Origin of the sequence: Streptomyces sp. NPDC005962 (assembly GCF_040629205.1) — a bacterium.
In the GTDB taxonomy this organism is placed as follows: domain Bacteria; phylum Actinomycetota; class Actinomycetes; order Streptomycetales; family Streptomycetaceae; genus Streptomyces.
Map to the genome: position 1 here is coordinate 92,575 of NZ_JBEXVE010000024.1, position 14,410 is coordinate 106,984.

Here is a 14,410-nt window from a genome sequence, read left to right on the forward strand (position 1 = left end):
GCCCTTCAGGACCCGCCCCTTGACTGATCTCTCCGTCGCCCCGGTCACGGTGAAGTTCCCGCACCGGTCCCGCCGCGGCATCCTCCTCGGCCTCTCCCTGCCCCAACTCGTCCTCGTTTCCTGCACGTTGACACTGCTGCTGATGACGGTGATCTCCACCGGCCTGCTCGGCGCCGTCGTCCTGGCGCCGCTGTGGGCGGCATCCGGTGTGCTCGTCGCGATCCGCCGGCACGGCCGCTCCCTGACCGACTGGGCACCGATCGTCGCCCGCTACGCACACCGCCGCCGTACCGGCCAGGCACCCTGGCTCGCCCGGCCCGTCACCCGGCCCCGGCAGGACGGCGTCCTCCACCTGCCCGGCACCACCGCCTCCCTCAAAGTGGTCACCCCCGGCGACTCCGCAGGCGGCGCCGCGGCCGTCCACGACCCCCACCAGCACACGCTGACCGCCATCGCCCGGGTCAGCAGCCGTGCCTTCGCCCTCCTCGACCCCACGACCCAGAACCACAACGTGAGCAGCTGGGGACGGGCTCTGGCGGGCATCGCCCGCACCGGGCACATCGCCACCGTGCAGGTGCTGGAGCGCACCGTCCCCGACAGCGGCGACACCCTCTCCCGCCACTGGACCCACAACGGGCAGCCCCAGACCCCCGTCGCCGGACAGATCTACTCCGAACTGGTCGCATCCGCCGGACCCGCCGCCGCTCCGCACGAGACCTACCTCGCCATCTCCCTCGACCTCAAGGCCGCCCGGCGCCTGATCAGCCAGGCAGGCGGAGGACTGCCCGGGGCGTTCACCGTCATGGAGCAGACCACCGCGTCCATCGCCCAGGCCGCCCGCAACGCCGGACTCACAGTCACCGCGTGGCTGAGCGCGCGGGAGATCGCCGCCGTCATCCGCACCGCCTACGACCCCAAGGCCCTCGCCGCACTCCAGCAGTGGTCAAAGACCGGCCGCGCCGAGGCCGACCCCGCAGCCGCCGGACCCGTCGTCCAGTTCGAGGACTACGACCGCCTCACCACCGACAGCGCACGGCACGCGACGTACTGGGTGGAGAACTGGCCGAGGACCGAGACGGGGGCCGGGTTCCTGCACGGGATCATGTTCACCGCCGGCGTGCGGCGCAGCCTGTCCCTTATATACGTGCCGCAGGGGCTTGAGTCCGCGCTGCGGGACGTCCAGCGGAAGAAGGCCGCGATCGTCGCAGACGCGAACGAGCGTGCCCGCCGGGGACAGGTCGATTCCGAAGAGGATTCCGTCGAGTACGCCGACGTCAAAACGCGGGAACGGCAGCTCATCGCCGGGCACGCGGACGTAGCCCTCACCGGCCTGGTCACCGTCACCGCCGAGACCGACGCCCTCCTGGACGCCGCCTGCGCGCAGATCGAGACCCACGCCGTCACCTCCGGCATCGACTTGCGACGGCTCAACTACCAGCAGTCGGAAGCCTTCGCCCTCAGCGCGCTCCCGCTCGCCCGGACCGCCCTGTGACCGGCACACCCCACCACCGGCCCCCGCACGCCACGGTGTCCCCGTCAGCACATCTCACCGACGAGATCACGGCACTGCTCCTGCCGTTGCGGAAGATGCAACGCCGCCACCAGGCAGAGCTGGACCTCTACCGCACCGCGGACGGGGAAGTGATCGACGAGCGGTACGCCGACTACGACGATGCCCGCCAGAGAACGGCCATGGAAGCCGGCGACGCGCTCGACACCCTCCTGGAGCGGCTGGAGAACCTGGTGGCCGTGCCCTCACGCCGCCCGTTCACCGTCGCGGTCCAGGGCCCCGGTCACGAGGAGGGGGCCGCCGCGTGGCTGTTCGTCGTGACCGGCACCAGCCTCGACGACGCCCACCGCGCCCTCACCCGCCTGCCCTCCTTCCAGCAGTGGCAGGCCGACATCCGTCCCCCAGACGGCTACGAGACCCCGGGCGACGCTCAGCTGGTGCCCGGCCAGAGCCATCCCGGTACCCGGGAATCCGGGTCGTACATCGATCTGCGCCACGAACAGGCCCATGCACCCCTCCGGCGCACCACATCGCCAGCCCCGGCTTCCCCCGGCCCCCGGCCGTCCTGCGGGCCGCCCCGGCGCCCCCGCTGATACACACCAGACCCACGGACCACCCTGTTGACTTCTCCCACCCCGCCCACGGCACACCCCTACCTGCGTGCCGCCACCGCGGGCATCCGCCACCATGCCCGCGGACTGGACCGGCCACCGCCGCCAGAGCCGGTGGACCGCGCACATCTCGACGCGCTCCACGCCCACCTCGACGTACTGCACCGGCTCCTGGACCACCTCGCCACCGCTACGCGCCCACCGTTTCCCGGCGCGGGCCGGCATCTGGCCACGGCGCGCACCGGTCTGTGGCGGGCCACCGCCGCCGTGCACGACGCCTTCCACCTCCTTCCACCTGGATCGGCGGAATCCGCCGAGTGCCGGCCCGAGCCGCTTCCCGAGGGGCCGCCAGTCCTCACGATCTGCCAGCGCCACCTGGCCGCAGGACACATCGCGCGCCGCAAAAACACCCCCACTGACCTGCGATAGACCCCGCCGACGGACCGAAAGGCCCCTGATGAAGCACCGGGCTGCCCACCGCGCCTCCGCCAGCACGCTGTTCACCCCGCACGGCACCGACCGGGCCGCCCGCAAAGCCGCCCGCCGTCAGCTCGCCGAAGCAACCGCCAAAGCCCGCGCCGAAACCACCGTCCCTCCAACAGGCACCACACCAGCCGAGCACGGAACCCCCGCCCCCCTGTACCCGCCCAGCGGCCGACCCGGATCGGCATCCGCTCGCGGGGGCCGCCTGCGCCTGCCCGCCCACCGGATGACCACCGCCATCGCGGCAGGCGCGTACCCCTTCCTCGCCGAGGGCGGGCTCGGCGCTGACGGCATCTACATCGGGCGCGACGTCCACGCCGAAGCGTCCTTCGTCTTCGATCCGTTCACGCTGTACGGCCGCATTGAGGGATTCACCAACCCCAACCTCCTGCTCGCCGGAGTGATCGGCCAGGGCAAGAGCGCGCTCGCCAAGTCCTTCGCGCTGCGTTCGGTGGCCTTCGGATACCGCGTCTACGTCCCCTGCGACCCGAAAGGTGAGTGGACGCCGGTGGCGGAAGCCCTCGGCGGCCGGTCCGTCGCTCTCGGCCCCGGACTGCCCGGACGCCTGAACCCCCTGGACGCGGCCCCGCGCCCGGACAACGTTGCGGAGGCCGACTGGGCCGGCGAGATCCGCAAGCGCCGCCTGCTTCTGCTCGGCTCCCTCGCCAGGACGGTCCTGGGCCGGGACCTGATGCCCATGGAACACACCGCTCTCGACGTCGCCCTGGACGCCGTCGTCACCCGCGCCGCCGCCACCGGCCGCACCCCGCTCCTCGGCGACATCGCCGCCACCCTCAACAACCCCAGTGCGCTCGACGAAGCCGCCGGGATGATGTCGGGCCAACTCGGCGGCGCCGCACGCGACCTGGCCCACGCCATGCGGCGCCTCGTCCACGGTGACCTGGCCGGCATGTTCGACGCCCCCTCCACCGTCGCCTTCGACCCCAAGGCGCCGATGCTCACCATCGACCTGTCCCGGCTGGGCGGCTCCGGCGACGACACCGCCCTCGTCCTGGCAATGACCTGCGCGAGCGCCTGGATGGAGTCCGCCCTCTCCGATCCGAACGGCGGCCGGCGCTGGATCGTGTACGACGAGGCGTGGCGGCTGATGCGGCACGTCGGTCTGCTCCAGCGCATGCAGGCCCAGTGGAAGCTCAGCCGCGGTCTCGGCATCGCCAACCTCATGGTCATCCACCGGCTCAGCGATCTGCTCACCGCCGGCGACGCCGGATCCCGCGGCCGGGCTCTGGCCGAGGGACTCCTCGCGGACTGTTCCACCCGCATCATCTACCGCCAGGAGACCGACCAACTGCACGCCGCGGCCTCGCTGCTCGGCCTGACCTCGGTTGAGATGAACGCCGTCGCCCACCTCAACCGAGGGCGTGGCCTGTGGAAAGTCTCCGGACGATCCTTCATCGTGCAGCACCTCCTGCACGCGCACGAGCGGGCGCTCTTCGACACCGACGCTCGCATGCACTGAAAGGTCCGCAAGTTCCCGGATATTGGGCCTTTGATCCCCATGAACTCACGGATGGGGAAGCATAAATGAGGCTATCGGACCCGTGGGTTTCGCGAACCCGGAACACGGCTTTCTGTGAGACCGGGATGCTCGACCGTGTTGGCATACCGCTGGGCGGCTTCGATCGAGAGGCCGAAGAGGTCGCAGATGCGGCGCACGTCCCCCCCGGTGGCGTGGATCTCCTGGAGTATGCGGTCCTCTCTGAGCGCCTGGGGCTTCAACTGCGCTTGTGTCCACGGAAAGTTGCGGCTGACCGGCACGAGTCGGGGTGCGGTCTTGCGGTTGATGAACAGGTGCGAGTTGAGGCTCGTCGGCCAGGTCCTGGCTCGGTGGTCGAGGTAGGCCGTGAGCCGGGTCAGTACCGGTCCTGCCAGCGGGAAGTTTCGGTCGGCCAGGCGGAGGCGGCCGTCCTGGATGTCGGTCACCTGCAGCGATGCCAGTTGCGGGCTGGTGAGCGCGTGGAAGGCGACCAAGGCCACGGCCAGGGCACACGCGGGGTCGGGCGAGTTGAGCGCGCTCCTGATCGCCTCGGTGTCCAGCGGGAGCGGGATGGTGCCTGCGACGCGTGTGAGAGGGATGCCTCGGGTTGGGTTGGTGAAGACCTGCTTGCGGCCCTTGAGGATGGTGAAGAGCGACCGGAAGCCCTGTTCTGCGAAGTTGCGGTGGGCCCCTCGCTCCGGGAGAGCGTTGGTGTAGTCCTCGCGGGTGATCTCGGCAAGCGACTCGTGGCCCTCTTCGGCCCAGGCCCGCAGGATGGTTGCCATCCCGAGGATGTGCAGGTGGGCGGTCTGCGGATGGCGGGCGTGTCGACGTGGGGCCTTCTGGCTGCCGTCGAGCATGACGTCGAGCCAGGTCTGCAGTTGCTGAGTCATCGCGGGTGGCAGGCCGGCTGTGTGCTTCGCGAAGTAGTGGCGCACTGCGAGGGTGCGGTCGTCGATCAGCAGGTCGGCTGCCGTGAGGATTTCCAGGGTGGACACTGCGGTGCCGCCGAGCCGCGGAAGTTCCAGGACGTCGGTGGCGTGGATCTTCGCGCCCGGCGTGGCCTGGAGGGCATGCAGCAGCTTGATCGAGCGCTTGACGTCGTTGGTCAGCTTCTTGCTCCAGCCATGCCGGGCGGCGTGCTCGCGCAGGATGGCGTCGCAGTAGGCCAGCATGCCCGTGTCCGGCGCTGTGGTTCGGCGCTTGAGGGCAGCTTGGTCGGGTGGCATACGGAAGAGGATCAGCTGCCGCCAGCGCACCGGTGCGAACCGGGGGTTGATGGGAGGCCGCACCACCTGCGTTGGGTGCTTGGGTCGGTTGACCTTGCGGGCGGCGCCTTCCGCGTAGGCGGAGTGCAGGTTGGCGAGGTAGAGCTGCTGGCCGGTGCGGGCGACGGCCGCGTAGTTGATGGCCCGGTCCGCGTTCTTGTTCCTGCGGCCTTCTTCGAGGCACAGGCGGCAGGCGCCGGCGTCGCCGATCGGTGCTTCCCTCTCGCAGTACATGCAGGTGCCGACCGGGTAGTGGCCCTGCCACCAGCGGCAGGCCCAGCAATGCCAGCTGTAGGCGCGCTGAACGCCCCAGGCCAGACAGCCTCGGCACGATCCTGGGTACCCAGGCCCGCCGGGGTGGCAGACCGCGCACAGCCCCTGACTGAAGTAGCCGGTCGAGCCGCAGCGGCGGCAGGCCGGCGGGGTGAAGGGACCGCCGGGCAGGCACACGTAGCAGTAGTCGACTCGCGGCTTGGTCCATGCGACGTAGTTGGTACGGCAGTTAAAGCAGCGGGGCGGCGGGGTGGTGCTCACAGGGGTGGCTCCGACCTGGGCTTGCCGAACCGGGGAGTTACGATCACGGGGGCGTCGGAGGTGGCGGATGCCGCCTTCTCCTGGCGCGGGCGCCGTTCGGCCACCTTGTCCGGTTCGCGGATCAATAGGGCGGTCGGATCGCAGTCGAGTACCGAGCAGATCACGTCCAGGTCATCCAGGCGGATCGTGGTCGGTGATCCCGTCCACAGCGCCGACATCTTGCCCGCGCTGATCTCCAGGCCCGCCTCGCCGAGCTGCCTTCGCATCTCGGCGGACTTCCAGATGCCACGCTCTGCGGCCTTCATCCGCAGGTTCCAGCGCACGGCCTCATACCCCCATTTCGAATCGGGACGTCAGGCGCTGGTTGGCCTGCGTCCACGCCTGCTCGATGTGGTCGCTGTGGACGTGAATGTAGCGGCTCGTCGTAGCCAACCACTCGTGTCCCAGCAGTTCTTGAAGCGCCTTGATGTCCATGCCGTCGACGTACAGCGAAGAGGCACAGTAGTGACGAAGCACATGCGGGGTGAGCCGGCCCGCCCACGACGGCAGCCACAGTTCAGTCTGGGTGCCGAGCCCTCGTCGCAGGGCATCGTCGCCGACCCGACCACACCGGTTGAGCTCCCGGTCGAACCGTTCGCTGGGCAGCATCGGGGCATCGGGGTCCGACCAGTCGGGCCCGAACTGGTGGCGGACCTCGGCCAGCCACCAGTCGATCAGGCGATCCGCGCCGTTGATCGCGGGAACCAGCCGGGACTTGTGGCCGCGGCCCCGCGAGCCCTTGCCATAGCGGACGTGGAGTTTGCCGAACTCACCCAAGTCGGGATGCCAGTCGCGGATATCGAGTCCCACACTCTCGCCGATCCGCAGACCAAGTCGGCGCCACAGCGACGCGGCGAAGTAGTTCCGCGCTGCAGGAAGGTACTTCCGGGCGTCGGGGATACTCGACCGCCACTGGCTGAACAGCACCTCGACTTCGGCGTTCGAGGGGGGAATCCGGATCTCGCCCTGGGCTCGTCCCGGCGGCCGGTTGAACTCATCGATCGGCTGCTCGATGACGTAACCAGTCTGGGCATGGATGTCTCCCTGGTAGCGGCTGATCACGAAGTCGTAAAACTGGGCCACCATGCCGGCCTTGCCAGCACGCGTGTTGGCGGCTCGGCCTACCTGTCGCAGGTCAGCCAGGAACCGGTCCGCATCGTCACAGGATGCACTCCAGATCGGACCGGGCAGCGACCGCGCGAAGTCGATGACTGCCGTGCGGGCGTTGCCCACATGGCCGTCGGTCAGCCCGGCTGCCGCCATCGCGAGCGCGTACTGATCAACGATCTCCTGCTCGAAGTCCTCAACATCCTGCTGCGTCCGCAGCCCACCGGCGGACGTAAGGCTGCGAACGACCGCAAGGCTCATCGGCCGCTCAGTTCGCGGATCTGGCGCATGCATCAGAGATACAGCCTGACCGTCAGGAATCTCGACGGAACGCCAGATTCTTCAGCCTCAGGGGTGAACCCCCGCCCACCTGGGACTCCAGGTCAACGAGACCTCAATGATCCAAACCAACTCGCGGGGATAGAGACAAGAAGACGCTGAGTTCCCTCCGGCTGACACACAGCCCGGCGCGCACCGGAACGGTGGCTCTCCACCACACCGCCACGGCAACTGAGCACCGCTGACAACACACGGATACATGCCCATGACCTTCTCCTGGATAGATCACCGGACCCTGACCCCAGATGACATCGCCACCTTCGAAGATCTGATGGCCGCCTACCGCGAATACGGGGGCCATCCCCCTCGCCCCGAGCCCGTCCAAGGCGAGTGGGTGATGATCATCCACACGGGAGCCGTGAGCCCTGACGGGGAATGGCTGGAAATCGAGGGCGTCTTCAAGCGTTGGGGCTCCACCCAGCTCACCTCCCACGGTACCCACACCGAGTTCGTGGACATGCTGTTCACCGAAGAGGGCCAGGCCCTCCCGGGCCGCGGGGAAGGGGCCCGCCCGACGTCTGCGCCACAACACCCAGAGGCCGCGCCGCCGGTGCCACCGCACGCACCGTCCCCAAGACGGAGACGCTAGTCATCCCGGGACCCTGCCTGCAGAAACCCCGGCTCACCAGCTCAAACGGACCCGAACGAACACACAGCCCCACAGGCAACGGCAAGAGACTCATGAACCCCGATTTCCAGCGCGCACTGATTCCGCGCGACGAGGCCCTCCGCCTTATCGGCACGCTCACCGCGTTGAAGTCCGAGTGCTCCGGCAACGCCGAGCAGTGGCGGCTGCTGGACGAGAGCGGCCACGTGCCGGCCGAGCCCTCCTTCACCGAGCTGTTCCAGCACGCCACCAACGCGCAGGACCTCTCCCGCGAGGTCCTCCGACTCACTGCCGCCTTCGCCACGACCCCACACAGCACGAACCGCGCAGGCCGCATCACCCTGGCCCACCTCGCGATGGCGAGCACCATGTCAGCCCACGCCGCAGCGCACTTCGCGGAGACTGCCGAGGCCGCCCTCGGTCTGCCGCGCTCCTCCAGCCCGGCCGACCAGCACTACCTGAAGAACCGCATGGTCCTGGACCACGGCACGGCCCGCGACTACCTGCGGCGCACATCGGAATCCCTCCGCGACGCGGCCAAGGAGCTCGACGGCCACCTCGACCTCCACCGCACCTTTCCCGCGCCCTCCCACCGCGAGTGCCCCGTGCCGCCACCGCCCAGACCGAGCGGTCGCCACCGCTAGCCCGGGCCGACCCCCACCCGCTTCACGAGGAGTCCCCTGAACCGCCCCGCCCATTTCACGGACGCCGCCTGGGCCGAGTACCAGCAGTGCCAAGCCGACCACGACGACCTCATGGACCAGGTCGCCGATCGAGAAGCCCACATGGAACAGGGCCTGACCGACTCCTAAGACGAGTACGACGTCGCTTCCCCTGTACACCCGGCGGGACGGCCCCATCCCGCACGGCACATCCCGCCGCCCCGGCACGACCCCGCCTCGCGCAGGAACAGCCGTGGCCGCTGACGGCGCCGACACCACGCTCACCCCCGCCGAGCCCGAGCGGAACGCGGCTCTCGAAGCCCCGCCGATCGCACCGCTTCCCGACCACCGCAATGTGAACGCCGCGTGGTGGCAGGAGCTGTGGCGCCGCCACGCGCACATCACCATGCCACTGCGCCAGCGCGGACTGCCGTGCGACATCGAGTTCGGGCTGAGCGCGTACGTGGTGCACGTATCGCTCCCCGACGACAGCTACCTGATCATCTCTCCGCCGCAGGAGCCATCGTCCGACCATGCACCGGGAGCCCCGGAGGGGTGGTCCGTCACCCGCCGTCACCGCGACGACCACATGCTGCCTGAGGTGGTATACGACTCGGTTCCCTCAGCCGATCCCCGTGTCCCGGACCGCCCCGAAGTACGTCACGGCGGCAGCGCCTCGCCCCTGATCCAGGCTGTTGACCAGCGGCTCGGCCAACTCGCTCTGTTCCCCGGTCCCCCTTCGCCTACCGGAAGCCCGCTCATGCCGACAGCTCCGCCGCCCCGCACATCCGAGCCCTTGAGCCCCTTCGACGTCGCCCAGGACGGCACGCTGCACTTCACCCTGCGCGCCCGGGATCTCGATGACGCCCACGCGCGGGTCGCCGCCCTCGAATCCGCCCAGGCGAGTGCCGACATCGAATTGGGCGACGAAATCCGCCTGACCCACATCACCTACGGCACGGTGCACGACTCCGACATCAGTGCCGCAGGTGAGACCGCAGCTACTCCGACGGCAGACGACAGCATGGACCCAGCCACCACCTATGTCTACGGCGATGCGCTCCTCGCGCTCACCGACCGGCTCAACGGAACCCAGTCGTACGCGGAGGTGGCCGCTCTGCTGGACCAGGTTCTAGATCCGGCGAACGGCCTGCTGGAGCGGCTCGGGGAGTTCTTCGAAGCGGCGGGCGAGAAGGCCAAGGAAGCCGAGCAGGACGACGGCTTCGACCTGTCCTACGACCTCGCCGACGCCGCCGCCGAGATCCGCGACCTCGGAGAGGTGCTGCACGTGGCCGAGGACCGGATGCGGGCACTGACTCCGCTCGTGCCGGCACCGCGGCTCACGTCCGTCCCAGGCCCGGCGTCCCTTCCACCGCGAGCCGTCCCGCCGGCACAGCCGCGGCACACGCGATGACGCGGGACCACCGCCTCTCTCCAGGAACACATGACCTGACCCCGCACCGACGCGTCCGGCCCTTGGTGGCCTCCTGGTCGGACCGCGTGTAGACGCATCACCCCTGACGTGCCGCGCGCCACCTTGACGGACGCCGAACCTCCCCCCCTTCTTGCTCGATCTGGAGAACTCCCTGCCCACGCGCTCCTTCATCGCCCGCCCTACCATCGGCACGGGGTACAGCGGCATTCACGTCCAGCTCGACGGCGTCCCCAGCCACCACCTCCCCCTGCTCCTGGCTGCCTACCAGTACAAGTTCGGGCGCAACGTCGAGGCCATGTGCCGGCACCTCATCGACGATGTCGCCGTTGGCTGGGACGAACTCGGCACCGATCTCTTCGACGATGCCCCGCCCGCACTCGTGGCCGCGCTGACCGGTGGCGAGCACTGGCCCAGCCGTACGCTCGACCACCTGATCACCCCGGACGGCTCGCCGCCGGTGCGCATGTCGGTTACCGACGACACCCCCGACGAGCAGGACATGCAGTGGGGGTACGTCCTGCATCAGCAGGGCATCGAGGTGATCAGCCTCCTGAACAAGGACATCGGCCCGGTCGTGAGCTGGGACACCGATCCGCGCACCGCCTTCAACGACCACCCGGCGGCCTGGTCCTCCCTCGGCCCCGCGCCGACCCTCCGGGCACCGCGCGGCACGCAGCCCCGGAGCGCTCCTGCCGCAGCCCCGGCGAAGGCCGGCACCCCACGCCCCGCCACGCGCCGCTAGTTCCCCCTCGTCTTCCCGGAGCCTTCCCTGCCCCCGCACACCACGCCCCTGATCACCGTCGTCATCGCCAGCCGCCTGCGCGAAGACCGGCTCGACTACCTAACCGCCATGCACGCCAGCCTCACCCGGCAATCGGTGCCGTGGGAGGCCGTGATCGCGCTCGACGGCGCCTCCCCCGACCGCCTGCCGGCACCGCTCGCACAGGACCCCCGCGTCCGCACGCTGGTACTGCCCCGGCCGGTCGGCGCCGCCTGCGCCCGGAACCTGGCCCTCGCTCACGTACGCACCCCGTACCTCAACTGGGCGGACGACGATGACGAGTTCCCCGCTGATGCGATGGCCGTGCGGCTGAACACCCTGGAGTCGACCGGGGTCGGCTGGTGTGCGGGCTGGAGCGAGGACCAGTACCACGACGGCACGACCACCCTGTGGCGCTGTCCCACGCCGCCCGGCCGCCACGAGGCCGGGGATGTGTGGACGTACTGGAAGTCCCCGTCGGACACCATCCCCATCGGGCCGACCACGATCCTCGCCCGCACCGACCTCGTGCGCGCCGCTCCGATGGGCGGCCTCGTCCAGGGCGAGGACTACTGCGCGGCCCTCGGCGTGACCGCTCTCGCGCCCGGAATCCTGCTGCCGATCCCCGTGTACAGATACCGTAAATGGGACGGGCAGATGACAGCTCAGGTCGGATACGGCCAGCTGGAGGCGGCGGCCCGGGAGCACGCCTGGGCCTACGGCCGCAGCCTGCGCGCCGCCCTGCGCCGCGAGGACCTGGTCGATGGCTGAGGCGCAGATCGTCCTGTCGCACAGCCGGGAGTCCGGGATCGTCGCCATCGCCTCGGGCGAGCGGTACCCGTGGGCGCACACCGCCCTCGCGGAGAGCGGCTTCCGGCGGGACGACGACGGCGTCTACCACCTGCCCGCGGACGGCAACCAGACCACCGTGGTCGACCTGGTCAGGTGCTCGAAGCGGCACCGCATCAGTGTGCACACGAGCAACCGCGGGTTCATCGGCGATGCCGCCCGCGACCTCGCGCGCCGACTGCCCGGCCAGTGGCATGCCTCGGTCGAGGTCTACTCGCACCCCGCCTGGCAGGAAGACCTGGTTCCCTGGATCTGGGACAGCGGCGAACTCGGCCGCGCCGTCCAGAGCGAGCGGATTCCCTACGCCGTGCTCCTCACCGATGCGGTGCAGGGCACCACGCTGCTGTTCATCGAGCGCCCCGGCCGTCAACTCGACTACTTGGTCGGGGCCTTCGCCCCGGAGGATCTCGAAGGGGGCTACGGCGATCCCCACGCCCCGCGCAGCGTCGTCCTGCCGCCGTCCCCCGGACGGGCTGCCCAGGCCCTCACGGATCGGTACCTGCCCTCCTACGAGCAGGCCGTCCACGCCCGCCGGACCGCGGCCATCACTGCCGCACTCGGGGACATCCGTTCCGAGCACGACACCTGGCAGACCATGAACGCCTCCGGCCGCTACAGCGACGCCACCCCGCTGAGCGCCGCCGCCGTCGGCGCCGCGACCGAGTTGTTCCTCGCTTACGCCTGGCACCGTTTCCTCACCGTCGTCGACCACGCCCCACCCCTGATCGACCGGTGCCGTCCCGCCAGCAGCCCATGGCCCGAGGACGCCATGTCGCTCTCCCGGCTGGCTCACGCCCTGACCGATGCCGAGACCCTGATCGACGGGATTGTCCACGGCGGTTCCGTGCCGTCGCAGGAACGCCGAACACGCGCGTGGCCGGCCATCGAGACCTGGCTCACCGACGGCGAGACCTTCTTGCGTCAGGCCCGCGTGAGCGCACCCCACCGCCGTCCGGCCCTCCCCCTCTCCGCGCCGGTCCGGCCCCTCGCCGCAGCCCGTCCCGCGCACCGCAGCCACTGACGCCTTCCACTCGACAACGTGAGGAGAATCCCGCCCCCTTGCAGCCCGGCACCCACTTCGCCTTCGGCGACCACGCCACCCACGGCTTCGTCGCCTCCTTCACCTCCTCCATACCCGCGCACCTCGCCCACTGGTACCTGGAACGCGAGCAGTTCGAGCCCGTCCCAGGTGAACTTGGGCTGTACCGGCTCAGCGAGCCCGAGCGCGACGGCCCCCGCCGCACCCGCCAGGCGATCCACGATCTGCGCCGCCAGGGCTACACCGTGCAGGCCGACATCCGCCTCGACCCGTCCCTGGCCGCCAGCCCACGACGCCCGGTCCGGCCGAACGGGCTCCAGGAACGCCGCAGCCGTCTCGCCCAGGCCGCCGCAGGCCGAACGGCGCAGCGCGCTACACCGCCCACCACCTCCCCGCCGTCGGCCCGGGCGGTCCCGCCGAAGCCCACTTACGCACCGACCGTCCACCTGACGGCCTCGGGCGGCGGGCGGTCCCGATGACGCCCGCAAGCAATCCGACCCCCGACAGTTCCCTGCCGGTGGCGTCCGAATTCGCTGACGGCGCCCGCGGCTTCCGGCTGCGGATGGCCGGGATCGACCACGAGAGCGAGGTCGCGCTCGACATGACACGCGACCGCTACGGCCGCACCGTCCACGCAGGCGCCGCGGCAGCCGCACGCGCCCACCGCGACAAGGCGGCGGTGGAGGCGTACACCACCCGCCTCGCCCCGCACGCCGAGGCTCTGCTCGGTGCCGCCCGCCGCGCGCTCGACGAGCTGCCACCTGCCCGGCACCTGGCCGGGTGGCGGGCCGTGCTGGACGGTCTGGCCGTCTCCGCCGCCGAGATCCGCCGGGCGCTCGACCGGCCGGCCGCCCCTGGGTCCGCAGCCGAACGCGCGCAGCACGCGGCCCTGTGGCCGCACCTCGCCGCCTGGGCGGACCACAGCATGATCGCCAGCAACCTCGCCGGCCAGAGCGATGGCCAGCACCATAAGGCCCCGCTGTCCGAAGAGGAACAGCAGATGTGGACCGAGAGGGCCCAGGCCGCGCAGAGGCGAGGCGAGCTGGAGCTGACCGAGTCGTGGTACGCAGCCGACGGGCAGCCGATCTCCCTCGCCTACCTCGTCGAGGACGACGACTCGACGGTGGTCGCGCTGCGCGGCGACCTGGACGCGCCGGGCTGGCAGGTGATCGGGCACTACACCGACCAGTACGAGGCAGGGAAGGTACTCCCTGCCCCGGTGCCGCCCGGTGTGCTGCGCGCCGATGTCTCAGGGTTCAACCGGCCCGAGCCCGCCCCCGAGATCTCGCTGCACGAACTCACCCGGGACGTCATCGAAGCCCAGCACGCCGGTGACGCCTCGAACGCTCTCCTCAGTGCCACCCAGCGCGGCTACGACGCAGGGCCCATGGTCCGTCTCCAGGAACTCCTGGAAACAAGTTGCCAGTTCGCCCATGCGCTGGAGACCGTGCAGGGCCGCCAGATCGCGGCCCGTCTCTCGGCGCTGGGCCGGCAGATGGAGTTCCTCGCCCGCGAAGTCGAGGAGGCGGCCGAGGACCTCGGCTCGACCGTCGCCGTCCTGCCGCCGCACCGCACCCCCGTGCTGCGCGTCCGCCCGCGTCCGGCCGTGGACACCGCACCACCCACACCGCCGCCCCGCGCCAGCACGCCCGCCCGCCACCGCTAGGCC

General features: G+C 70.4%; 14 protein-coding genes. 11 read left to right on the forward strand and 3 right to left on the reverse strand.

Annotation, left to right across the window (positions count from 1 at the left end; all coding sequences use genetic code 11):
• Positions 1-19: 19 nt before the first annotated feature.
• The 4 genes from ABZ370_RS31640 to ABZ370_RS31655 are packed head-to-tail and all read left to right on the forward strand — an operon-like array spanning position 20 to position 4,084.
• On the forward strand, positions 20-1,492 hold the full coding sequence (locus tag ABZ370_RS31640) for an SCO6880 family protein (protein ID WP_358627570.1): 1,473 nt from the start codon (positions 20-22) through the stop codon (positions 1,490-1,492).
• Positions 1,489-2,103, forward strand: a complete 615-nt coding sequence (locus ABZ370_RS31645; protein ID WP_358627573.1) for a hypothetical protein — start codon at positions 1,489-1,491, stop codon at positions 2,101-2,103. Before ABZ370_RS31640 ends, ABZ370_RS31645 begins: the two co-directional genes overlap by 4 nt.
• Positions 2,104-2,130: 27 nt before the next feature.
• The gene (locus ABZ370_RS31650) at positions 2,131-2,550 is read left to right on the forward strand and encodes a DUF6238 family protein (protein WP_358627576.1); all 420 of its coding nucleotides are present in this window, start codon (positions 2,131-2,133) and stop codon (positions 2,548-2,550) included.
• Between the two features lie 28 nt (positions 2,551-2,578).
• Positions 2,579-4,084 carry an ATP-binding protein gene (locus tag ABZ370_RS31655; RefSeq protein ID WP_358627578.1) on the forward strand — a complete coding sequence of 502 codons (1,506 nt, stop codon included), beginning with the start codon at positions 2,579-2,581 and terminating at the stop codon, positions 4,082-4,084.
• A 71-nt stretch (positions 4,085-4,155) separates the two neighbouring features.
• On the opposite strand, the gene ABZ370_RS31660 is transcribed toward ABZ370_RS31655, so the two are convergent.
• Genes ABZ370_RS31660 through ABZ370_RS31670 form a run of 3 tightly spaced genes read right to left on the reverse strand, consistent with a single transcriptional unit; the run spans position 4,156 to position 7,311 of the window.
• Entirely contained in the window at positions 4,156-5,904 is a 1,749-nt protein-coding gene (locus ABZ370_RS31660; protein WP_358627581.1) for a hypothetical protein, read from the reverse strand.
• On the reverse strand, positions 5,901-6,227 hold the full coding sequence (locus tag ABZ370_RS31665) for a helix-turn-helix transcriptional regulator (RefSeq protein WP_358627584.1): 327 nt from the start codon (positions 6,225-6,227) through the stop codon (positions 5,901-5,903). The genes ABZ370_RS31660 and ABZ370_RS31665 overlap by 4 nt, the downstream gene beginning before the upstream one ends.
• Before the next feature lie 4 nt (positions 6,228-6,231).
• A complete protein-coding gene (locus tag ABZ370_RS31670; protein ID WP_358627587.1) occupies positions 6,232-7,311 on the reverse strand; it encodes a tyrosine-type recombinase/integrase in 1,080 nt (359 codons plus the stop codon).
• 759 nt (positions 7,312-8,070) lie between these two features.
• Between ABZ370_RS31670 and ABZ370_RS31675 the strand changes: the two genes are divergently transcribed.
• From ABZ370_RS31675 to ABZ370_RS31705, 7 genes are all read left to right on the forward strand, one after another.
• Positions 8,071-8,640, forward strand: a complete 570-nt coding sequence (locus tag ABZ370_RS31675; RefSeq protein ID WP_358627590.1) for a hypothetical protein — start codon at positions 8,071-8,073, stop codon at positions 8,638-8,640.
• A 271-nt stretch (positions 8,641-8,911) separates the two neighbouring features.
• Positions 8,912-10,072, forward strand: a complete 1,161-nt coding sequence (locus tag ABZ370_RS31680) for a hypothetical protein (RefSeq protein ID WP_358627593.1) — start codon at positions 8,912-8,914, stop codon at positions 10,070-10,072.
• Between the two features lie 226 nt (positions 10,073-10,298).
• Positions 10,299-10,835, forward strand: coding sequence for a hypothetical protein (locus tag ABZ370_RS31685; RefSeq protein WP_358627732.1), 537 nt, complete (start codon positions 10,299-10,301; stop codon positions 10,833-10,835).
• Positions 10,836-10,883: 48 nt separating this feature from the next.
• On the forward strand, positions 10,884-11,624 hold the full coding sequence (locus tag ABZ370_RS31690; RefSeq protein WP_358627735.1) for a glycosyltransferase: 741 nt from the start codon (positions 10,884-10,886) through the stop codon (positions 11,622-11,624).
• Entirely contained in the window at positions 11,617-12,723 is a 1,107-nt protein-coding gene (locus tag ABZ370_RS31695; RefSeq protein ID WP_358627596.1) for a hypothetical protein, read from the forward strand. The genes ABZ370_RS31690 and ABZ370_RS31695 overlap by 8 nt, the downstream gene beginning before the upstream one ends.
• Positions 12,724-12,761: 38 nt before the next feature.
• Positions 12,762-13,220, forward strand: coding sequence for a hypothetical protein (locus tag ABZ370_RS31700; RefSeq protein ID WP_358627599.1), 459 nt, complete (start codon positions 12,762-12,764; stop codon positions 13,218-13,220).
• The gene (locus ABZ370_RS31705) at positions 13,217-14,407 is read left to right on the forward strand and encodes a hypothetical protein (protein ID WP_358627602.1); all 1,191 of its coding nucleotides are present in this window, start codon (positions 13,217-13,219) and stop codon (positions 14,405-14,407) included. The genes ABZ370_RS31700 and ABZ370_RS31705 overlap by 4 nt, the downstream gene beginning before the upstream one ends.
• Positions 14,408-14,410: the final 3 nt, after the last annotated feature.